The sequence below is a fragment of the Polyangium jinanense genome, assembly GCF_028435365.1.
The window spans coordinates 784552-807845 of sequence record NZ_JAGTJJ010000002.1 but is presented as its reverse complement, the minus strand read 5'-3'; the positions used below and the strand labels follow the sequence as shown (position 1 = coordinate 807845).

The following is a 23294-nucleotide window of genomic DNA, read 5'->3' as shown; positions in this document are numbered from 1 at the left end:
GGAGAGCAACGCTCGCAAAGTGTCAACTTCAATAGGTCCCGGGGAGCGGGAACCGCTCGATGGTGGCGCCGGAGGCGGGCGTGGCGTTCACGTGGTAAAGATAGTTGTCGCGCGCGAGCGCGATCCGGCCGCTCTTCGCGCCCTTCGCGAACAGGCCGAGGTCCTTGCCGGATCCATCGAGGTCGTGGATCTCGCCACCAAAAAGCGAGACGTAGACGTGGCCGGTGAACGGGTCGCGCGCGAGGCTCGTGATGTTCGCGGAGAGGGCCGCGAAGGGCGTCGTCGTACCGGTGTTCACGTCGAGCAGCACGATCTCCTTTGTGGCGAGCGCAACGAGCAGGCGGCTACCGTCGTACGGCGAAGCGGCGTAGACGCGGGCCGGCAGGGTGGCGACGAGGCCCTTCGTGCCACTGTCGAGGTCGACCGTGTGGAAATCGCCGTCCGTATCGACGTTGCCCACGTAAAGCTTCTTGGTGAGGCCCCAGGTGAGGCCCTGCGGGCCGGTGTCGAGGTAGCCGCTCTGGAAGGGGCCGCTGCCGGTCGTGATCTTCGCGCTCGGAATGACGAGCGGCAAGGCATTCGTCGCCTGGTCGTAGAAAGCCACGCCCTGGGGTGTGCCCTGACAACCACAGTTTGCACAGCAATTGTACGTGAGCCCGACCTCGGTGACGCTGCCGCCGAACGTGCCGTTCTGGCCCTGAATCGCGGCGACCTCGCCCATGTTGAGGTTCGTGACGCCCTGGACCGTGGAAACCTGCCCCGCGGTGTTCACCTTGCGCAGGTAATCGGGTCCGCTGAGAACGGTGACGCCCCAGGCATTGCAGGCGAGGTCGAAGTCGATGTCGACGAGGCCATTCACGAAGGCCGGGACATTGAGCTCTGCCAGCGGGGCGCCGGTGCAGGTGGGCGGGGGGCGCTCGCAGGGGCAAGCGACGCCGTGACAAACCGTGCCGATGCACGCGATGCCGGCGCAAGGCAGGGACGCGACGCAGGTGTTCGTGGTCGGATCGCAGGTGGTACCGGGGCCGCAGGTCGAGGCGCCACAAGGGACGAGCGGGCCGGTGACGACACAGCCGGAATCGGGCGCGACGCAAGCGCCGGGGTTCTTGTCGCTCACGTTGCAGACGGTGCCCTCCGCGCAAGGGTTTGCCCCGGGAGGAACACAATCAGCCTTGCAAGCGCCCGCGGCGCAGATTTCGCCGGGCCCGGAACACAACGAGGCGTCTTCGTCGATGGCGCCGTCGCAATCGTCGTCGATGCCGTTGCAGACCTCGTCCGTGCAAGCGACGCCGCCCGCGCCGCCGGTCGACGAGGACGAGCCGCCCCCCACGCCGCCGCTGCCGCCCGCGCCGCCGGTCGAGGAGGAAGAAGCCGAGGAGGCGCCGGACCCCGAGGACGAGGCGGCGTCCCCGCTACAGCCGGACGCGGCGAGGCAGGCGGCGAATGTGAACGGCGCGGCGAAATGGAGAAAGCGCATGGGCGTGGGTGCTCCCTTGGGAAAACGCCCACGATCGTACCGCGCGGAGCCGCGGCGCCACAAGGCGCATGCGGCGCGGCGCTCAGCGCAAAAGCTCTTCCGGCACGAACCCGTATTCGGGCTTCTTCTCGCTCGTGCTCGGCTTCCACTTGAAGACGGAGTCGTTGCGGAGAAGCATCACGCAGCAGATGCCGAGCGCCGCCACGAGCGGGACGAACCCGAGCACGCTGCTCACCCACGAGCGCTGCACGATCTCGGCGTCCCGCACGACCTCGAGGACGTCCGGGTGCTCCGCGAGCAGCTTGTTCCAGAGCGCCCCGTGCACACGCTCCGCGTCGGCCCGCATCGGGCCCACGGAGAGCGAGGCGTCGATGCAGGCGAGCGTGAACGCCGCTTCGAGATACTCGCGATCCCGCATCGACGGCTCGAGCGCGAGCACGCGATAGCCGGCCTTCACGGGGCCGCCTTTGCGGTAGTTCACGCCCGTCATCGCGGCCGCCGCGCGCTCCTCCAGGAAATCACGCAGCTTCTGGGCGATTGCCCCGCGCATGTCCTCGTCGAGCACCGAAGGATGCACGGGGTGCCCGAGGAAACGCGCATAGACGAGCCGCTGCGCCTTCTCCTCGCGGCTCAGGCGGCCGATCATCGAGAACGCCGCCGTGGTCAGGCCCGCGCAGACGACCACGAGGCCCGCGCCGACATACGCCGTCGGCACCTTCGAGGTGCCCGCCATGGCGAGGCCCGGGATGAGCGCGATCAGGCTCGCGGCGATGCCGTACGCGCGGAGATACCCCGTCGCCACGCTCTTCCAGTGCGTCTTGATGTGCACGACCTTGTGCGTGTCGGCCGAGCCCTCGGCGACGACGATGTGCGACTGCACGGGGAAGAGCGGAAAGAACTGGAGGAAGGCGAACGTCGTCGCGATGTAGGTGCTGCCTACCTGCTCGACCTTGCCGTAGAGGCGTCTCCCACCAACGACGAACACGCCCGAAGGCTACCTGTGTCGCCCGCGTTTTTCAACGCTGGATCAGCGCCGGTTGCGCTTTCCCGTGGCCTGCGCAATCGGTTCGATCACGCGGTACTGGCCCGTCGGGAACTCGCGGCGCGGGGGATTGCGGCGGAGCGCGAGCAGGGTGATGTCGTCGAACTGCGCGGCGCTGCCGATGTGGTTCCGGAGCGCGGCCACGACGTCGCCGAGCATGGCCGTGACGGAGGGCGCGCCGCCGCGCAGGATCGAGAGGAACGCCTCCTCGCTGAACGGGCACTCGGACGGATCGAGCGCGTCGCTCACGCCATCCGTGAAGGCAACGAGAGAATCGCCCGGGAGAAGGACCACGCGGCCGGTCTCGAATTCGACGTCGCGAATGGCGCCGAGCGCAGGGCCCGTGGATTCGAGGCGCGTCTCCTCGCCTGTCGCGCTGAGGATGATCGGCGCGTCGTGCCCACAATTGATATAGGAGAGCTCGCCGCTCTCCGGATCGAGGAGCCCGAAGAAGAGGGTCGTGAACATGGCCGTGCGGCCATGGTTCTCGGCGAGGTAATCGTTCGTCTGGGTGATCGCCGTGAGGGCCTCGGTCGGATCGGCGGCGTGGAGCGCGAAGGCGCGGAGGAGGCCGCGGACGAGGGACATGAAGAGCGCGGCGCCGACGCCCTTGTCGCAGACGTCGGCGATCGCGACGGCGACCTCGCCGGAGGCGAGCTGAAAGACGTCGTAGAAATCGCCCGAGAGCTTTCGTGCCGGCAAAAAGCGCGAGGCGATCTGCCAGCCGGGCAACGAGGGCAGCTCGCGCGGGAGGAACTCGGATTGGAGGACGCGGCCGATCTGCATCTCGCGCTCGACGGCCGCGAGGCCATTCTCCGCGCGCTCGCGGGCCACGGCGAGCTCCTTGTAGAGGCCTTCGAGCTCGAGGAGGCGTTGCTTGAGCGCCTCGTCCGTTTGCCCGAAGAGCTTGGCATTGTGGATCGCGATCGCGGCCTGCCCCGCGAACGCCTCCAGCAAATCGAGCTTCGACTGGGAAAACTGCCCGCTGAAGGCGCGGTTGTCCACGTAAAGGACGCCGATCACCTTGCCCCGGATGCGGAGCGGCGCGGCCATGATGCTGGTCAGCCGGAACATCGCCACGCTGCGCTGGAGCGCGAATCGCTCGTCCGTCTGCGCATTGCTCGTGAGGACGCTGCGGTCGCTGCGCAGGACCTCCTCGACGACGGAGCTCGAATACGCAAACTCCATGCTGCGAATCGTGTCCTGATCGAGGTTCCGCGCGACCTGGACGTCGAGGTTGCCCTGCTGGTCGGCGAGGACGAGGTACCCACGCTCGGCCTTCGTCAATTCGATCACGGAGTCCATGCACTGGTTCAGCACGGTCTTCAGATCGAGCGAGGAGGTGATCGCCTTGCCAACCTCGAAGAGCGCGGCCTGCGCCTCGCGCGACATCGCGCCCTCCTGTTCGCGCCGATCCGTGTCGAGGCTCGCGCGGAACTTGGAGAGTTGTGCGACCACGGCGTCGATGTCGTTCGGCAGGTCCCGCGCGTGCTCGCCGCCGCGCTCGCGCAGGAGGCTCGAGACCCTGGCAAGCTCGATCTGGAGCCGCGTGGCGTCGCGAAGGATGCGCTCGGGGTCCAAGGCGGTAGGCTCGTCGGGGGCTCTTCGGGTGGCGGTCATGAGCGGTCTCTAGGGGCGGCGGCACGAGATCGAAGGGACGGCGCATCTTACGTGGCAAGCCGGCGCGCGCCCACCGTCCCGCGCAGCGCGGCGCAAACGTCAGCCAGCGTTCGGATTCGATGTCCGCGGCGAACGAGGCCCCGCGAGCCCCCCCTCCGCGAGGAAACCACAGCCGAGGCCCTTGGCTCGCTTCTCGACGTCGCGCGCCGTGGCCGATTCCTTCGGATTGCTCCAGCGGGAAAGGACGCCGCGATACGCGCTGCAAGCGCCGGGTTTGTCGCCCTTGGCCTCGCGGGCGAAGCCGAGGCGCGCCTGCTGCTCGACGTACCGCAGCGCGTTCCCCGGCGTGGGGCAGATCCGCGTGGCCTTCTCCAGATAGGGAAGCGCTTCGACTTCCCTGCCGGCGAGGAGGCGCACGTGACCGAGCGCCCCGGACCCGCTGGCTTCTCCGGTGTCGAGCTCGCCGGAGGGGAGCCGCACGAGCTCCTCCTCCTTGGCGAGGGCCTCCCGCGCGAGCTCGGGCGAATACGCGGGCAAGGCATACGCCGCCTCCCAGGCCCGTTTCCGCCGCAAGGCGCTTCCGAGGTCTTGCTTCGCGAGCCACGAAGACCGCGCCGCCTCGTATTCGGCGCGCGACGCCTTGCCGGCGCGGAGCCGGAGCGAATGCATGTACACGGTGGGATCGACGACGCCGTCGGGCTCGGAGTACGACGCCCGGAGAGCGCTCTTCGCCAGGTACTCGTCCGCGACCGCGGCCGCTCCCTCGATGTCGCCGAGCTCGACCCGCGCAAACGTCCGCAAACCATACAGGATGAGCTCCTCGTGCGGCAGCGGCGGGGTCATGGAAGCCATCGAATCGGCGACGCGGGCCGCGGTCGCGAACTCGCCGAACGCAGCCGCGCGGCGGGCCACGAGATCCTCCGCTTGCCAGAGGAGGCCCGCCGCCCGGAATCGCCGCTCGGCCTGGTCGAGCGCGGCGCGGACGGCCGCCTCGGGCTCTCCCGCGCCGTAGAGCGCGCCGCCGAGCATCAGGTGCGGCTTCGGCGAGGAGGGCTCCTTGGCCATCCACCGCCGCGCCGTCTCCGCCGCGAGATCACACTGGCCGAGCGACGATACGATCTTGATCTTGTCGTTCAAGCAATCGACCGCGCCGGCCGAGACCTCGATGCATTTTTCGAGCGCGATGAGCGCCTCCTCGTTCCGGCCGAGGGGCTTCAGGGCAAACTGCTTCGTCTGCCAGCAGTCGGCATATTGAGGGTCGAGCTCGACGCAACGGTTCGCGAGCGCGAGGACCCCCTCGGGATCGCCGCTCTTCGTGGCGTTGAGCTGCTGGCGCGCCTGCCAGAAGACGAGCTCCGCGTCGCCCGGCCATTTCGTCACGAGGGCCTCGAACCGCCGGGCCGACGTGGCGCAATCGCTGGGATCGTTCTGGATCATCGGCTCGAGCGCCTCGAGGAACGCCTGGTCGCGCTCGGCGAGCGCGGCGCGGAGGCCGATCGCCTTGCGAAACGCCTCGCGGGACGCGTTGATGTCGAACGAGGTCTGGAGCGCCGCATACCGAAGGTGCGCCGCGGCCATGCCCGGATCGGCCTTGCGCGCCCGATCGAACGCGGCAATCGCCGTGTCCCACGTAGCGTCTCGGATCGCCTGGAGCCCTTCGCGAAATGCGAGCCGCGCCGCCGCGCTGTCCGTGGGCGGAATGGGCAAATCGGTGACGGCCGTGGGCGCGGGCTGCGGAGGCGCGGCCGCCGAGGAAGGCGGAGGCGTCTGCACGTCGGTCGGAGACTTGCGGAGGGCAAACGTGGCGCCGCCGGCCGCGAGCAGGGCGACGAGGGACGCCGCGATCACCCAGGGCCTGCGCGCGGGCCTCGCGGGCGGGATCGAGGCGGCGACGGGCGCGCGGGTGTCGCCGGTCGAGACGAGGACGACGTTGCGGCGGCTCGTGATGGTCCGCGTGTCCTCCGCAGTGACGAATACGTGGAGGTTCTGGGCGACCTCGTCCATCGAGGCGAACCTGTCCTCGGGCTCCTTGGCGAGGGCGCGCGCGAGGATCTGCCAGACGCCGTCGGGCACACTGGTGAGCCGGGGCGGCTCGTCGCTCAGGATCGAGGCCATGAGGCTGACGGCGCCTCTGTCCGAGCGAAACGGGAGCTTGCCTGCGAGCAATTCATACGCGACGACGCCCCACGCGAACTGGTCGGCGCGCGCGTCGATCTCTTCGCCGCGGAGCTGCTCGGGCGCCATGTACGCCGGGGTGCCGACGAGCGCGCCTTCGGCCGTCATCGTGGAGAGCGCGCCGTCGGCCGTGGGCCCGAGGGGATCGGCGCTCGTGCGCGCGAGCTTGCGGGCGATTCCGAAATCGAGGACCTTCACGGCGCCGTCGGCGCGCACGACGACGTTCTCGGGTTTGACGTCGCGATGCACGAGGCCCGCCTGATGCGCGGCCGAGAGGGCCCGCGCGATCTCGAGCAGGATCCGCAGGCGCGTGCCGAGGGGTTCGTCCCCGCCGACGAGGGCCCGCAAAGGGCGGCCTTCGACGAGCTCCATCGCGATGAACGGAGCGCCCTCTTGCTCGCCGACGTCGTAGATGGCGACGATGCCCGGATGCGAGAGCGCCGCGACCGCGCGCGCCTCGCGCAGCATGCGCGCGACCGCGCGTCCCCAGGTCTCGCTGTCGGCCTCGTCGCCGCGGCGCAGCACCTTGAGCGCGATTTTGCGGCGCAGGCGCGTGTCCTCGGCGCGGTACACCTCGCCCATGCCACCTTCGCCCAAGAGCGACTCGATGACGTAGCGGTCGAAGGACTCCCCCGGCGAGAAACGCATGGCAAGAACATCGTAGCCCGTCCGGACCCTCCCGCCCAGGGACGATGGCGCGGTTCGTCAGGGTCCGCGCCGGGCTCACAGCCGAGCGTCTTGGCGCGACGCCATCAAGACCAGGACGGTATCGCTTCCTGCCTCGCCGCGGTCAGAGGCTCTCGAGGAGCTTGAGGAGCTCGAGGTTGGGCGTCGCTCGCTCGGAGGCGGGGATGTAAAGCGTGCTCGCCGGGGTGAGCCGCGCCTTGTCCAGGTCCTGAATGGCGACCCAGTCCTCCCTCGGCTTGCAGCCGGGGAACATGGCGGACTCGTAGATACAAACCTTGTGGTCCGTAGGATAAAACTTGGCGAGATGCTCCACGAAATAGTGGAACCCTTTGAGCTGGTAGTTCGAACGGCTGTAATCGCCGCGGCCGAAGACCCCAACCTGCCAAAGAATGAGCGCCGCCTTCGGGTTCGGAACGTGGCCATTGATGACGAAGGCCGTGGCCTCGTAGCTCTGGCATCCGGTCGTGGCCGGATCGACACCGAGCTCGGCGAAGAGACAATCCTCAGCCGAGATGCCCGGCAACATGAACGCCTCGTACCCCTGCTTCCGAAGCCTCTTGATGGCCATGTGCGTGGGATAAGCAAATACCCCAGGGTGGCCGTAGTAGGCGGCGCACGTGCGCATGCCCGCATGGACGCTGGCCATCATGCGCTCGATCATCTGCTCGTAGGTCTCCATGCGGCGCTTCCCCTCTTCGTAAAGCCCGGTGAGCGATTCCGACTTCCCAGGGTTGAGGCGTTGAATGACGCCTTCGGCGACCGGGTCGGAGACCACGTAAAAGACCTTGTCCGCTGCCTTGATCCAGGCGAGCGCCTCCTGGGTCAGGTGACCCACCGTCTTGATCCCACTGCCCACGACGACCAGTGAACCCTTTTTGCTATCCAAGGCTTTCCTCTCCGCGGCGTCTCGTTCATGGACGCTGACCGGCGATGACCGAGTCAATGGCGATGATATTCCAAGCGACAGCGCTGGCACGCTCGTCCTCTACGGGACAGATGCGTGCAGCGCTGGAGTGCTAGGTAAGTATGTTATGTGCGGACGGGGGCGGCGGGCTGGTCCTTCGATGACCCCGCCCGCGTGGGACGACGGAGCAGGAGTCGTCCGCAGCTCGTCAAACGGTCTCGCCCGTGTCGTTGGGATAGTACGGGTAATTGTAATTCGTGATGGCTTGTGCGCTGCTCGAGAGCGGGTCATTGGGATCGTACGTCCGCCCCTGGATGCGCGCGTAGATGATGTCGGGGTTTCCGGTCCGCAGCGCCCGCTCATCGTCCGCCGAGAGCTGCGCCGATTGGATGGCCGACTGCGGATCGGTCAAAAAGACCATGAGCTGGTCGTGATCGAGTGCCGCATCCGTGAGAAAGTCCTTCAGTCGCGAGTCCATGTTCTCACCTCCTGAACACGCGCAGACGCATTGACGTTGCCGCGTGTTCGTTTACGCGTGATCCGAGGCAGAAGGTAACAGCCCTCTGTGAGGGGCAGCAAGTAGTTTCTACACGGAGCCCGCTTTCACCTCGCATCGCGAACCGCTCGCAGCAAAGGAGGACGTACGGTCCGATGGGAACAAAGCCGCGTCCTCCTCCCTCCGGGCTCCCCTCGCCGGCATGCGCCTACGCAAGCGTGACCGCCATCGACTCCCCCCGGAGGGTCCCCGACCGCTTCGCATTGCGTGCGAGGTGCCTCCCGAGGGGTCCGATACGCAAGGCGGAGCGGTGCGAGGCGCCCTCGAGGGGTCGAAATGGGCTCGGGGATGTGAGATGGAGAGCCTCAGGAGGCCCGAACATCGCTCACGCTTGCGATGAGGGAGGCCTCCGAGGCCCGACCCTCGCAAGGCGCTGCGCCCATCGACCCCTCGAGGCCAGGCCAACCGAAGCAGGAAGCGCTCCTTGGCCCTCCGAGGGTGCCCCTCGACGGTTGGTCTACGCACCAAAGGAGGCCTCGAAGGCCCACGCACCGCAACGTCGAGCGTTGCCCTCCCCCTCGGAGGGCATTCGGCACGCTCGACGTTGCGGTGCATGCCCCCTCGGGGGGCCCGGAGTGCGCTTTGCCTTGCGGTTCATGCCCCCTCCGGGGGCCTGAAGAGCGCAACGCCGTGCGAAACGACACGCCCAGCGCGGGCCATCAAGGTCCGGGCCGGGACTCGCAGCCGAGCGCCTTGGCCCGACGCGCGACGTCGCGCGCAGTGATCGAGTCCTTCGCCGCGCCCCACCGCGAAAGGACGGACCGGTACGCCTCGCACGCAAGGTCCTTTTCGCCCCGCGTTTCACGCGCGACACCGAGGCGATGCTGGTTCTGCAGATAATGAACCGGATCCAGCAACATGCCGCAATGGGAGGAGGCCTCGACGAGGTCCGGGAGGGCCCCGTCCATGTCGCCGGCGAGGAAACGGACTTTTCCGCGCAGGGCGGCGGCAGACCGGGCGCGGTAGTAAGGGAGGCCTTCAGGAAGCGAGGGGCGGGAGGGCATGGCGGCGAGGGCCTCGCGCGCCTCGTCGGGCGTCGTTGCTGGCAGGGCATACGCGCCGTACCAGGCGCCTGCGGCGTCACCCTCCTGCACGCAGCGGCGTATCCAGGACTCCCGATGGGAGGCTCGCTCGGCCTCCGAGAGCAGGCCCGCGCGATGCGCGGCGGCGTAAAACGACGGCTCGGGATCGACGGTACAATCCATGGTGCCCGAACGGAGCGAGGCGGTCTGCCGCGCGAGAAAGTCCTGCGCGACGCGGCCCGCGTCCTCAGTGCGTCCGAGCTCGATCAAAAGAAAGACGTGTTTGGCCGTGGGGCCGGCCTCGTGGTCGATGTCGCCGACGACGCCCGTTTGTCGCGCGATCCGGAGCGCGGACTCGAAATCCCCCGTGCCCGCGGCAAAGCCGAAGTCGAGCGTCAAGGCCTCCACCTGGAATCCCGAGGCGCGGAGCTTTTGCGTCGCCGTGTCCACGACGGCGCGGACGGCGGCGTTCTCGCGGCCCTGCCCATAAAGCGAACACGCGAGATAGCTGTGCGCCCGGCCGAGATCGGGCTCGCGCGCGACCCAGCTCCGCGTGACCTCTTCGAGGCCCACGCATCGGTTCGACATGATCTCCACGGCCGCCCGGTCGAACATGCAGTCGCCCGCGGTGGGAGCGACTTCGACGCACCGATCGAGCGCGCGCCGCGCTTCCTCGTGCCGCCCGAGCGCGATGAGCGCGCGGGCCTGGATCTGCAAGCAATCGGCATATCGATCGTCGAGCGCGAGGCAACGCTCGGTGAACGCGAGGAGATCGGCCGGCTTGCGCTGGGGGATCGGGAAAAACTCCCAGTACACGAGCTCGGCGTCGCCGGGGTACCGGGCCGAGAGGTCCGCAAAGCGGCGGCGCATCTCGGCGACGTCGGGCGGGTCGCGCTGCAAAAAGGGTTCGAGCGCGTCGAGCAGGGAGCGATCCCGGTCGCTGAGCGAGGACCGCAAGAGGAAGGCGACCCGGTAGGCCTCGCGCGAGGCGTTGAGGTCCTCGCTGTCCATCGCGACCATTGCATAACGCAGGTGCGCGAGCGCGAGCGAAGGATCGGCCTTGCGGGCCCGATCAAAGGCGAAGCGCGCCGTCGTCCACGAGGCGTCGCGCACGGCCTGGACCCCCTCGCGATACGCGACGAGCGCTTCGGGGTTGTCCGTGGTCGGGAGCGGTAGATCGGTGATCGCAATCCTGACGAGCGGCGCAGCCGATGGAGTCGGCGCGACGGGCGCGCTGTCGACGGGTTTTTCCCGGCGAAACAGAAACCATGCGGCGGCGGCGAGCGCGGCAAGGACGGCGACGAGGGCGAGCGCGCGGGTCGCAGAAACACGGGCCGCGGCGGGCGGGAGCGGCGTGGGTTCGGGTTCGGGTTCAATCGACAGGAGCGCGAGCTCGTCGGCGAGCACGGTCATCGAGGGGAATCGATCCGCGGGATCCTTGGCGAGCGCGCGTTTCACGAGGGCCCGGATTGCCTCGGGCGCGCGGTTCATGGGCCTGGGCTCGTCGGCGAGGATCGAGCTCATGAGGGCTGCCGGGCCCTTGTCCGCGCGGAACGGGAGCTCGCCCTCGAAGAGCTCGTGGGCGACGACGCCCCAGCCAAACTGATCGGTGCGCGCATCCAGCGCCTCGCCCGTGAGCTGCTCGGGCGCCGTATACGCGGGGGTGCCGTGGAACAGGGACTCGGCGGGCTCGGCCTCGAGCGTGCGCGCGCCCGGATCGGTCTCGCGATCGAGGCCACGCGCAATGCCGAAATCGAGCACCTTCACGGTGCCCGCGCGGCTCACGACGATGTTCTCGGGTTTGACGTCGCGGTGCACGAGGCCCGCCTGGTGGGCCGCGGCGAGCGCACGCGCGACGTCGTGGAGGATCTGGATCTTGCGCGCATCTGCCGCGTCCCCGCCGACGAGCGCGCGAAGCGGCTCGCCCTCGGCGATCTCCATGGCGATGAACGCCGTGCCGTCGAGCTCGCCGACGTCATAGATCGCCACGATGCCGGCATGCGAGAGCGCCGCGGCCGCGCGCGCCTCACGGAGCATGCGCGAGGCCTCGTGCGCCCACGCGTCCTCGGAGAGGTCGCCGTCCTTGCGCAGGACCTTCAGCGCGACCTTGCGGCCGAGGCGCGTGTCGAGGGCGCGATACACCTCGCCCATGCCCCCCTCGCCGAGGAGGGATTCGACGACGTACCGGCCGAAGGTCTCGCCGCTCGAAAACCGCGTGGACTCGGCCATGCGTCAACCGGCCTTCGATTCACACCCGAGCGCCTTCACGTGCGCGCGGGCCTCGGCCGCGGTGCGCGAGGCGCGCGCCCCGCCCCAGCGCGCGAGGACGCGGCCGAAGGCGTCACATGCGCCCGAGCGATCGCCGAGGGCCTCGCGGACGAGGCCGAGCTGGTGGAGGCTCTTCGTGTGGCGCATGTGCTGCGTGGGCATCATGGGCTCGATGAGGCCGCCGCACGAGACGGTGGCGGCCGTGAGGTGCGGCAGCGCGGCTTTGGGGTTGCCCGCGAGCCAATACGTCTGGCCGAGCGCGCTGTCGAGCACGAGGCCGAGGTGGAGGGAAAAGCTCCGATCCTTGGTCAAGGCCTCTTGCGGCATCGCGGCGAGCGCGGCCTTGGCGTCCTCGGCGTCGCGGGCGAGGAGCGCATATCCGGAAATCCAGACGCCGATGCGATACAGGGGCTCGGGGTGGCTCTTCACCCAGGCCGCGCGCTCGGCCTCGTACGCCTCCCGGGTGACGAGCCCGGCAGCGAGCTCGGCGCGCAGGAGATGCAGGGAAAAATCCCCGCTGAGCGGCTCGGCGATCAGCGCCCCGCGGCGCGCGCGGAAGCTCTGGGCCTCGCGGCCCGCATCCGCGTCGCGGCCCATTTCTTCGAGCACCTGGACGAGTGTGATCGCAGCCCAGCCGTGCGCCCCCGCGGCCGGATCGTTCGCGACGAGGCGCTGGTGATCGCGGAGCATACGCTCGGCTTGCTCGAACCTCCCCACGGCGATCTCGTGTAGGATGAGGTGCTTACTGGCCTCGGCTTCGAGCCCCTGCGCGCGGAACTGCGCCGCGGCGGTCTCGACGGCGGTCTTCACGGCGGCCTCGGGCGCGCCGCGCGCGTACATCGCGGCCGCAAGCTGCATGTGGGCGATGGGCGCGGAGCCGACCTTGGCGATCCATTCGCGCGCCCCGGTCTCGACGAGCGAGCATCGGCCGAGCGCAATGTTCGTGTCGCCGCGATCCATGAGGCAATCGGAGGCGGCCGGCGTGGCCTCGATACACCGCTCGAGCGCCGCGAGCCCCTCCTCGACTTGCCCGGTGCGGCGAATGAGCAGGCGCGCCCGACCCTGCAAGCAATCGCCATAGAGCGGATCGAGCGCGAGGCATCGATCGACGAGCGGGAGGACCTCGGAGGGCGGCAAGTAGCCGATCGCGAACATCGAATAGTAGTTCGCGATCTCGGCGTTGCCTGGGAATCGCGTGGTGGCGAGCGCGAGGCGTCGGACGGACTCGCCGACATCACTCGGCGTGCGCTGAATGAGAGGCTCGTGCGCGTCGAGCAGGGCCTGGTCGTGCGGTTCGAGCGTCGCGCGGCCCATGACCGCGCGGCGAAAATGCTCCCGCGCGGTCGTGACGTCGGCATCCCAGATGACGATGGCCATGCGCAGCCAGGCCGCGGTGAGGCCCGGATCGGCCTGCGTGGCGCGCGAGAAGGCGGCATACGCCGTCCTCCAGGCGCCGTCCCGCAACGCCTGAAGCCCTTCACGATACGCCGCGCGCGCCTCTTCATTGGCGAACGAAGGCAAAGGCAGGGCGGTGACGGCCGTCGGGACCGGCGTGAGCGCGGTCCGCGCGAGCACGGGCGGCGGTGCGGTTCTCGCCTTGCGCGCGAGGAAAACGCCGGCCGTCGCGAGGCCCACGGTGACGACGGCGGCGAGGCCGAGGAAGCGGCGCGAGCGCGAGGGAGCACGCGTGCTCGTCGCGGGCGGCGTGTGATGCGTGGCGGCGCGGCGCGCGGACGAGCGGGTCGTCGTGGCGCGCGAGGAGGTGTTCGCGGGCGGGCGCGGCTCCTGCACGGAACGACGCGCGGCGCTCGCGGGCTCGTCGTTTCTGCGCACGAGCGTGGTGATCGGCATGGCGAAGGGCGCGAGCGCCGCGGCGATGGCCTCCATCGAGGCGTAACGATCGGCGGGCTCCTTGGCGAGCGCGCGCCGGACGACGGATTCGATCTCGGGCGGCACGCCGTCCATCGGCGGCGGGTCGTCGCTCAGGATCGAGGCGATGAGGCTCACGGGCCCGCGATCCGAACGGAACGGGAGCTTGCCCATGAGCAGCTCGTACGCGGTCACGCCCCAGGCGAATTGATCGGCCCGCGCGTCGATGGCCTCGCCCTTCACTTGCTCGGGCGCCATGTACGCGGGGGTGCCGATGAACGAGCCGTCGCCGGTGCGCGTGGCGAAATCGTCCTGTCCCTCGGCCGCGAGCTCGTCGTCGGTGCGTCGCGCGATGCCGAAATCGAGGACCTTGATGGCGCCGTCCTCGCGGATCATCACGTTCTCGGGCTTGACGTCGCGATGCACGAGCCCGGCGCGGTGCGCGCAGCAGAGGACCTCTGCGACCGCGGAGAGCAGGGCGATCCGCTCGCCGATCGGCGCGTCTTTGCGGATGAGGTCGCGCAGGAGCTTGCCCTGCACGAGCTCCATCGCGATGAAAGGCGTGCCCTCGTGCTCGCCGACGTCGTAGACCGCGACGATGCCGGGATCACTCAACGCCGCGGCGATCCGCGCCTCGCGCAGCATGCGGCGCACCTGCCGGCCCCACGTCTCGCTCGCGCCCTGGGCGTCGCGGCGGAGCACCTTGAGCGCGACGGCGCGACCGAGACGTGTATCCAGCGCGCGATACACCTCGCCCATGCCGCCTTCGCCGAGCAGCGCTTCGACGACGTACCGATCGAACCTGTCTCCAGGCGAAAGGGGCATGGCGCAGAGGGTAGCGCGAAGGAAGGTTCGCCGGAAGGATGGCGAGGGCGCGATTCAGCGCTTCAGGTGCTCGGATCTGATGCTGAGCGCGCCGCACGTCTCGTCGTCGAGTTCGTCGCGCAGGGCCGGGGGAACGTAGAGCGTGGTGGCGGGGCTGAGTTCGGCGTCGACGAGGGCGCCGAGGGGGATGCGCTCGATACGCGCAGGGCAGTTGATGAAGATGGCGGCCTCGTAGAGCGTGACCTCGTGGCTCGGGGAGTAATGCTCGAGGAGCCGCTCGACGAGGAGGTGAATCCAGCGGCCTCGATTGCGCTGGGGCTGATACGTCGGGTCGCCGAAGCTGCCGACCTGCCACAGGACCAGCGCGGACGTGGGGTCGATGGGCTTCCTGTACAGGACGAACCGCGTGGCCTCGTGGCTCACGCAGCCCGGATTCGCGGGGTCGACGCCGAGGTCGGCGAAGAGGCAATCCTCGGCCGAGATGGCGGGGAGCATGATGGCGTCGTAGCCCTCGGCGCGCGCCCTGCGCACCGCCTCGTGCGTCGGGAAGGCGAAGACGCCGGGATGGCCGTACGCCGCGAAGCACGTCCGGTGGCCATCACGCACGGCGCTGAGGACGCGCTCGACCATCGCGTCGTACGCCTCCTTGCGAGCCCCACCAAGCCGGTAAAACCGACCGAGCGATTCCGCGGCTGGCTGAATCTGCTTGATCACCTGCTCGCCCACGATGTCGGCGACGAGGTAAAACACCTTGCTCGCCGTCTTCAACCTGGCAATGGTGTCCCCGTTGAGCTGACCGACCGTCCTGATGCCGGTCCCCACGACAGCGAGCGACCCCTTTTCTTTGATCATCCTGCGCGATGCCTCCCATGCCCGCGGACGACACGCGCCGCGCGCGTCATTCGCCGCATTTCAATGTTTTCGCCCGAGCCGCGGCCGCCTGGGCCGTGACCGAGCCTTTTGTACGACCCCAGCGCCCGAGGACGGTGCGGTACGCGGCGCACGCGCCGGGTTTGTCGTTTCGTTGCTCCCGCACGAGGCCGAGGCGGAAGGTCGCGACGGTATGCTGAATGGGTTCGTCGAGCGCCGTGCAGGAGCGAGCGGCAATCTCGAGGTGCGGCAGGGCGCGTTCCGGATCCCCCGCCAGGCTATGAATGCCGCCGAGCCACATCTCCACCTTGGGCGCCATTTGCGTATAAAAAGCCGCGGGCTGGAGCGGCGGCTGCGCCGCGAGGGCCTCCCGCGCATCGGTCTCGCTCCGGGCGGGCGCCGCGTACCCGACGAACCAGACGGCCGCCTGCTTCGTATCGCCCGTCCCGTCGACCCAGCCGTTCGCCCACGCCTCGCGCGCCGTGGCGTATCCCGCAGCGTCGAGCGCTCCTCCCCGACGCTTCGCCTCCAGGAAGGCCATCGTCGAATCCCACCAGGTCAATTGAACCACCGGCCTCGTCCACGCCGAGCGTTGCGCGAGGAATCGATCCGCGACCTCGGCGGCACGTTTGTCTTGGCCGAGCTCCTCGTAGAGCTGGACCAGCGCGAGCGCCGGGACGACGTGTTTTTCCTCCAGTGATTCGCCCGCGATGTCCTTCTCCAGATCGCGGGCGAGTCGCTCGGCACCCTCGAAGTCGCCGAAGACCAGGGCGTGATGGATACGCAGCCGGCCGGCCTGCTCGTTCCGACCCTGATCCCGGAACCTCTTCGCGGCTTGCTCGACGGCGGCGTTCACGGCCGGGGGCGGCTGCCCTCCGGCGTGGAGGGCCACGGCGAGCTCGTTATGCGCGATCGCCGAGGTCGGGGCCTTGGTGATCCAGCGGCGCACGTCCGTCTCGAGGAGCTCACATTGGCCGAGGTACTTGCGCGCGCGAATCCGTTCGAGCAGGCAATCCACCGACGCCGGCACGAGCTCGACGCAACGATCGAGCGATGCCAGCGCCTCCGTTTGCCGTTCGACGCGGAAGAGCGAATAAGACCGCACCTGCCAGCAATCGGCATACTTGGGATCGAGCTCGATGCAGCGGTCCGTGAGCGCGAGGACCTTCGAGGGCTCGGCGCGCGCCTGAATGGCCACCTGCAGCTCGACGAATTCGGCGTCTCCCGGATACCGCCGGGAGGCCTCCTCGATACGCTTGACCCCCTCGGCCACGTCCGGCGGATCGCGCTGCAAGAGCGGCTCGAGCGCATCGAGCAGAACCTGGTCGCGCTCCGTCATCGTGGCGCGGAGCTGCATGGCGCGCTGAAATGCCATCCGCGTCCCGGCGGTGTCCGCGCGGAATCGTTCGATCAGCGCCAGACGCAAATATGCCGTGCCAAACCCATTGTCGGCCTTCGTCGCGCGCTCGAAGGCCCCACGCGCGACCTCCCAGGACGCGTCCCGCAAGGCCTGCAGGCCCTCCCGGAACGCAGCGATGGCCTCAGGGTTCGACGATCCGGCAATGCGCAGCTCCGTGATCGGCGTGGACGCGGGCGCGGGCGTGGCCGTGGGCACGGACGGCGGCGGCGGCGCGATTTTCTTCCGATACCAGAAGGTCCCCCAGACCGCCGCGGCCACGACCCAAATCGCGCTGAGGCCCACCACGGCCCATCGCGGCAATCGCCGCCCGAGCCTCGGCGGGGGCATCGTATGCATGGCCGGCGATTCGAGCGTGGTCACCGCCGTCGTCGTTTTCCCCGCGTTCCCCGGCATCTCCACGCGCACAATGGGCGTGGGCGGCGGCGGCGGCGTGGTCCGCCCGCTTCGGTCGATGTCCGGCGAGCGCATCGTATGCGTCGGCAGCGCGCCTCGCGGGGGCGGTGCGGACTCCGACTTCGCCGCGATCGGGATGCTGGGCCGCGACCTCCGGACCGGCAAGACGCGCGCATTCGGCGCCACGTCCTCGGGGGCCAGTGTCTCCGGCTGCGTCGAATCGGGCCCCGGGATCAAGACATCGTGCAGGCCGCCCGCGTTCTCGGAAGCGACGTAGGGCGCGAGCGCGTCGACCACGAGATCCATCGAGGAGAATCGGTCCACTTTGCGCTTCGCGACCGTGCGCTTGAGGACACGCTCGATCACCGGCGGCACGAGGCCTTCGAGCGACGGTGGCTCGTCCTGCAGGATGGCCGAGAGCAGCTTGATGCCTTCGAGGTCCGCGCCGAACGGCACGCGTCCCGTGATGAGCTCGTAGGCGAGCACGCCCCACCCGAATTGATCGGTCCGCGCGTCGACCGGATCGCCCGTGAGCTGCTCGGGCGACATGTACGCCGGGGTGCCGACCATCACGCCTTCGCTCGTGACCGTGTCGGCCCCGCGCATCGATCCGACCTTGGCCAGATCTGCGCCGCGCCGCGTGGAAGCGACGGCCTCGTCGGCGTCGAGATGCACGCGCCGCGCGATGCCGAAGTCGAGGACCTTGATGGCGCCATCCTCGCGCAGCATCACGTTTTCCGGCTTCACGTCGCGGTGGACGAGGCCGGCGCGGTGGGCGGCGGAGAGGGCGCGGGCCACGTCGAGCAGCCACCCGAGCCGCGTGGGGATCGAGGCGCCGCCGCCGATCAAGCGCCGGAGCGACAGGCCCTCGATGAGCTCCATCGCGAGGTAGGGCAAGCCCTCGGCCTCGCCGATGTCGTAGATGGAGACCGTGTTCGGGTGGTTCAGCGCCGCGGCGGCGCGGGCCTCGCGCAGCATGCGAACGAGGGCGCGCTGCCAGCCCTCGGGATCTTCGGCGGCCTCTTTGCGCAGGACCTTCAGCGCGACGCGACGTCGCAGGCGGTTGTCGCGCGCCTGATACACCTCGCCCATGCCCCCCTCGCCGAGGAGCGCTTCGATCACGTACCGGTCGAAGGTGTCGCCCGGGCGCAGGCGCATGGCGTCATGCTACCCCGGTGCGGGCGCATTCGCTAAGAACATGCTACGCGGCAAATTTTAGACAGGTGGAAGCCCACGCGGGCTCACCCGCGGGCCGCTGAGAAAGCAGCGCTCCGTATGAGGGGCCCCCCCGGGGAACTCAAAACATCATGAGGACCGGGCAGTTCCACGGCGCCGAGGCGGGTCCGCCACGCTCCGTGCAAAGCCAGTCCGACATCAGCGCGGCGTTCGCGCTCTGGACGACCAGGCGCTCTTCCTCGCCCAGGTTGACCTGCTTCATCAGCTCGTCAGGGTCCTGGAGGAACGCGGCCAAACGGGACGGATCGAGGGCCATATCGGCCAAAAACCGACCAAGAGAAGCTTCCACGTGGGACTCCCTACGTCGTGCGGCTCTGAATCGACGATGACTCCATCGCCCAATTCGAAGGGACGACAGGCCGGCAGTGTTCCCAGTTTACGTAGGAATGCTCGCCCAGGGCAAGCATTTTCTGTCTGGTGGGATCTTGCTGGTTTGGAGGGCCGGGGGCGCGGGCGCGCCCCCCCGTCAGAACTCGGCGGGATCGGAGTGCGTGCCCATGACCTCGCGCAGGACGTCGCAGATCTCCTGCTCGGTGCAGTAGGCCTTCGCGGCGGCGATGATCGGCGGCATGAGGTTCGACGAGCCCCGCGCCGCCTCGCGCACGGCCGCGAGCGCCTCGCGCACGGCGTCGGCGTTGCGGCTCGCCTTCACCTTGGCGAGGTTGTCGCATTGCGTGCGCTGCACCGTCTCGTCGATCTTGAGGAGCGGGATGTTCTTCTCCTCGGACGCGACGAAACTGTTCACGCCGACGATCACGCGCTGCTCGTCCTCGATCTCGCGCTGGAAGCGGTACGCCGAGGCCGCGATCTCGCGCTGCGGATAGCCCTTCTCCACGGCCGCGACCATGCCACCCATCTCGTCGATGCGGCGGATGTAGTCGAGCGCCTCGGCCTCGAGCTTGTCGGTCAGCCATTCCACGTGATAGCTGCCGCCGAGCGGATCGATCGTGTTCGCAACGCCGCTCTCGTGCGCGATGATCTGCTGCGTCCGGAGCGCGATCGTGACCGACTCCTCCGTGGGCAGCGCGTACGTCTCGTCGAGCGAGTTCGTGTGCAGCGATTGCGTGCCCCCGAGGACGGCCGCGAGCGCCTGCAGCGCGACGCGCACGACGTTGTTGTACGGCTGCTGCGCGGTGAGCGAGACGCCGGCCGTCTGCGCGTGCGTGCGGAGCTTCAAGCTCTCGGCTTTGCGCGCGCCGTAGCGCTCGCGCATGAAGCGCGCCCACATGCGACGCGCCGCGCGGAACTTCGCGATCTCCTCGAAGAAATCGTTGTGCACGTCGAAGAAGAAGGAGAGGCGCGGGGCGAAGTCGTCGACGTCGAGCCCACGCGCGATGCCGCTCTCCACGTACGCGAGGCCGTCCGCGATCGTGAAGGCGAGCTCCTGGGCGGCCGTCGCTCCGGCCTCGCGGATGTGGTAGCCGCTGATCGAGACCGTGTTCCAGCGCGGCACCTCGCGCGCGCAGAACTCGATCATGTCCGTCACGATGCGCATCGCCGGCCGCGGTCCGACGACCCAGGCGTGCTGCGCGATGAACTCCTTCAGGCAGTCGTTCTGCACCGTGCCGCCGATCTTGTCGCGCGGGATGCCCCGTTTGTCGGCGAGCGCGATGTAGAAGGCGAGCAGCACGATCGCCGGCCCGTTGATGGTCATCGACGTCGTGACCTTGTCGAGCGGGATCCCGTCGAAGAGGACCTCCATGTCGCGCAGCGTGTCGACTGCGACGCCGCACATGCCGACCTCGCCGAGCGAGCGCGGCGAGTCGGAGTCGTACCCCATCAAGGTCGGGAAATCGAAGGCGGTGGAGAGGCCCGTCTGGCCCTCGGCGAGCAGGTACTTGAAGCGCTGGTTCGTCTGCTCGGGCGTGCCGAAGCCGGCGAACATGCGCATCGTCCAGAGCTTGCCGCGGTACATCGTCGGCTGGACGCCGCGCGTGAACGGGTACTCGCCGGGCAGGCCGAGGTCGGCCTTGTAGTGGATGCGTTTGTCGGCCGGCGTGGCGACGTCGAGGACCTCGAGGCCGCTCCAGGTGGTGAACTTTTGCTGGCGCGGCTTCACCTTGCGCTCAGCCTCGGCGACAGGGCCGATGCGCCAAGCGGCGAGCGCCACGCGCAGCGCGCGCAAGCCCTCGTCATCGAGCCCCAGGCTCTCTCCACCGTCGCCGTTCGTAAAGCGCCGCTCGTCGGATTCGAGCGTGCGTGCGTCGTCGTGTGCCATCGGTCGCGAACCTTCCGGCCGCAAATGTAGCGCGCGAAAGCCCGGCTTGTCTTCTTCCTGCGGCCTTACGGGCAACCGGTCGGCTTGAACACGTCGGAGGCGACAGAGGTGGCGCCGACCTCGAGGCTGTCCTGGATGGTGCCGGCGATCCGAACGCCCGCGGGCAAGCAGACCGTGTCCGCGGTCTCCTGCGAGATCGTCTCGTCGAGCTCGAAGTCGATCGTGACCTCGCTGTCCGGCTGCACGGTGACGGGGAACGGCTGCGTGGAGATGAGCGAGAAACCCGACACGATGGACTGCTGGTTCGGCGCGTCGGTGATGGCGACCGCGCCGAGCTGCACGGTGCTCGGCCCACTCGCGCGTGGACCGAGCACGAGCTTGAGCGTGAACGAGCCGGTCATCGTGGCGCCGAGCACGCCGGCTTTGACGTCGGCGGTCGGCGCCTCGATGCGCGGCTCCACGAAGAGGATGTCCTCGTTCTCGCCGATGCACCCCGCGAGGAGCGAGGAGAGCGCGAGGAAGGCAGGAAGGGCGCGGAGGTTCATCATGAAGAGACGATAAATCAAGGCGACGGCACGCGGCGCGAAGATGCGGCGCATTGCGGGGCGGCGGGGCCACGTCAATGCGGAGGAGCAATGGCGCGGGCGCCGAACCCCTCGATTTCGATTTCCAGAGAGGAATCGCTTCAGGGCGAAGGCGAGCTGATCCCCTTCGATCGCGCCTTCTCGCAGCCGAGCTCGACGCCCGTGGGACCGGCGTCGGTCCGGACGATCTTGAACTCGACGCGGCGGTTCTTGTCCCAGGCGACGGCGTTGTTCGCGGGATCGACCGGACAGAACGGGCCGTAGCCCATGGCGCGCAGGCGGCTCGCGTCGACGCCGCGCTCGATGAGCGCCTTCACCACGGACTCGGCGCGGGCCTGCGTGAGCTTCACGTTCGCGAACTCGGCGCCGCGCACGTCGGCGTGGCCCTGCACTTCGAGGAGCTTCAGGCTCGGGTTGCCCTTCAGCGTGGCGGCGACCGCGTCCACGATCGGAAGCGACTGCGCGAGGATCTCGGCGCTGCCCGTCTTGAAGAGGATCTTCTCCAGGATGAGCACGTTGTTGTCCTGCACGATGACGCTGCCCTTGTCGGGGCAGCCGTCTTCATCGTCCTTGCCGTTGTACGTCTCGGGTTCGTCCGGGCACTTGTCCTCGGCGTCGGCCTTGCCGTCCGCGTCGTTGTCGTCCTCGGGACAACCGTCGTCGTCCTTGAAGTTGTCCTTGTCCTCCGGCGTGTTGATGCACTTGTCGCGCACGTCGGGGATGCCGTCCTTGTCGTTGTCCTCTTCGGGGCAGCCGTCGGTGTCCTCGAAGCCGTCCTTGTCCTCGGCGTTGTCCGGACAGCCGTCCTCGGCGTCGAGGATGCCGTCGCCGTCGCGATCGCCGCTGCGAACCTGCACGGGCTCGTCGACCGGATCGTCCTCGGGGCAGCCGTCGGTGTCCTCGTCGCCGTCCTTGTCCTCGGGATCGCTCGGGCATTGATCGACGTCGTCGGGGATGCCGTCCTTGTCGCGGTCCTCCTCGAAGGGTTCGAAGACGAACGCGAGCATGCCGCGCTGCGAGGCGGACTGGAAGCCGGGCAGGTAGCCGACGCCGCCCGCGAGAGAAAGGTACGAGTTCTTCTGGATGAAGACCTTGAAGCCGCCGAGGACCTCGGCGCTCAGGCGTTGCTTCGCGTCGGAGTCGCCGCCGAGGAGGTAACTCGCGTAGGTCTCGGCCGTGATGTCGAACTTGTCGCCGATGCGCACGCTCGCCGCAAAGCCGCCGGTGCCGAGGTTTCCGTACTGGAAAACGCCCGATTTGAGCTGCGCGAGTCCGGCCTGATCGAGGCCGAACGTGGGGTTTGTCCCAGTGTGGCCGCGGTAGCCGGCGTTCAGGCCGAGGCGCACGACGTTCGTCTTGCCGAACTGCTTCTCGACGATGAGCTGGGGCCAGTAGAAGAAGCCGGGATCCGCGCCGAAGTTGCGTTGCCCGCCGATGCCGTAGCCGCCCTGGACGAGCAGGGCGAGGCCGATGGGTCCGTCGGGCGAGAGCAGGCGGAGCTTTGCGTGCAGGGCGATGTGGCCGAGGGCCTCCGCGGTGAGGCCGTCGTCGTCGTAGTTGCCGGCGGCGCCCGGGCCGATGTCCGTGACGCCCGTGCCGTAGTTGAGGACGACGGGCGCGGTGAGGCCGAGGACGAGCCGATCGGCGATGCCGTAGTTGAAGCTCAACGTGCCCTGCAGGGCGTGGTCGACGAGGTAGTCGGAGCCGTGGCCGGACGCGAGCTCGAGGAGGTTTCTGCCGTAGTCGAGGACGAGGCCGAAGCTGATGGCGTTGCCGGGCAGGACGCCCGCGCCGTTCACCGAGAAGAAGCCACGCGAGTCGACGGCGGGCCGGAAGAGGTGCAGGTCGGCGCCCTCGCCGTTCGACGCGGGGATACGCTCGGTGCTCGTGGTCTGCGCGCTCGCGGGCTCGGCTTGGAGGAGGAGGAGCGCGGAGAGCGCCACGAGCGTCGCGACAGGGCGGCGACGCAGGCCGGTGAGCAAGCCAAGGGTCGTCATGACTCGGTCCTCGTCAGGCGGATCGTGAAGCGCGATTTCGCGGAAGCCTGAAAAACTCGTATCACCAGGCCTATACAACTGCAAAAGGATCGCAAGGATCGCGCGGCCCTCTCCGTCCACGTTCTCCGTCG

The 23294-nt window shown here is 68.9% G+C and carries 14 protein-coding genes; all 14 read right to left on the bottom strand.

Annotated features, from left to right (window positions below):
• Positions 1–28: 28 nt before the first annotated feature.
• Positions 29–1477: a hypothetical protein gene (locus KEG57_RS08295; protein ID WP_272458348.1), complete on the bottom strand. Its 1449-nt coding sequence runs from the start codon at positions 1475–1477 to the stop codon at positions 29–31.
• An 82-nt stretch (positions 1478–1559) separates the two neighbouring features.
• Positions 1560–2462, bottom strand: coding sequence for a hypothetical protein (locus tag KEG57_RS08290; RefSeq protein ID WP_272458347.1), 903 nt, complete (start codon positions 2460–2462; stop codon positions 1560–1562).
• A 42-nt stretch (positions 2463–2504) separates the two neighbouring features.
• Entirely contained in the window at positions 2505–4139 is a 1635-nt protein-coding gene (locus tag KEG57_RS08285) for a PP2C family protein-serine/threonine phosphatase (protein WP_272458346.1), read from the bottom strand.
• 99 nt (positions 4140–4238) lie between these two features.
• Complete coding sequence (locus KEG57_RS08280) at positions 4239–6962, bottom strand: serine/threonine-protein kinase (RefSeq protein WP_272417516.1); 2724 nt, start codon at positions 6960–6962, stop codon at positions 4239–4241.
• A 142-nt stretch (positions 6963–7104) separates the two neighbouring features.
• Entirely contained in the window at positions 7105–7887 is a 783-nt protein-coding gene (locus tag KEG57_RS08275) for an SAM-dependent methyltransferase (protein ID WP_272417515.1), read from the bottom strand.
• Between the two features lie 226 nt (positions 7888–8113).
• Positions 8114–8383 (bottom strand): hypothetical protein, encoded by a 270-nt coding sequence (locus KEG57_RS08270; RefSeq protein ID WP_272417514.1) that lies wholly within the window; start codon positions 8381–8383, stop codon positions 8114–8116.
• 737 nt (positions 8384–9120) lie between these two features.
• Complete coding sequence (locus tag KEG57_RS08265) at positions 9121–11712, bottom strand: serine/threonine-protein kinase (RefSeq protein ID WP_272417513.1); 2592 nt, start codon at positions 11710–11712, stop codon at positions 9121–9123.
• Between the two features lie 3 nt (positions 11713–11715).
• A complete protein-coding gene (locus tag KEG57_RS08260) occupies positions 11716–14445 on the bottom strand; it encodes a serine/threonine-protein kinase (protein WP_272458345.1) in 2730 nt (909 codons plus the stop codon).
• Between the two features lie 54 nt (positions 14446–14499).
• On the bottom strand, positions 14500–15297 hold the full coding sequence (locus tag KEG57_RS08255) for an SAM-dependent methyltransferase (protein ID WP_272417511.1): 798 nt from the start codon (positions 15295–15297) through the stop codon (positions 14500–14502).
• 46 nt (positions 15298–15343) lie between these two features.
• Positions 15344–18286: a serine/threonine-protein kinase gene (locus KEG57_RS08250; protein ID WP_272417510.1), complete on the bottom strand. Its 2943-nt coding sequence runs from the start codon at positions 18284–18286 to the stop codon at positions 15344–15346.
• 139 nt (positions 18287–18425) lie between these two features.
• Entirely contained in the window at positions 18426–18653 is a 228-nt protein-coding gene (locus tag KEG57_RS08245) for a hypothetical protein (RefSeq protein ID WP_272417509.1), read from the bottom strand.
• Positions 18654–18830: 177 nt separating this feature from the next.
• Entirely contained in the window at positions 18831–20582 is a 1752-nt protein-coding gene (locus tag KEG57_RS08240) for an acyl-CoA mutase large subunit family protein (RefSeq protein WP_272417508.1), read from the bottom strand.
• A 65-nt stretch (positions 20583–20647) separates the two neighbouring features.
• Complete coding sequence (locus tag KEG57_RS08235) at positions 20648–21130, bottom strand: hypothetical protein (RefSeq protein WP_272458344.1); 483 nt, start codon at positions 21128–21130, stop codon at positions 20648–20650.
• 137 nt (positions 21131–21267) lie between these two features.
• Positions 21268–23163, bottom strand: coding sequence for an OmpA family protein (locus tag KEG57_RS08230; RefSeq protein ID WP_272417506.1), 1896 nt, complete (start codon positions 23161–23163; stop codon positions 21268–21270).
• Positions 23164–23294 lie beyond the last annotated feature (131 nt).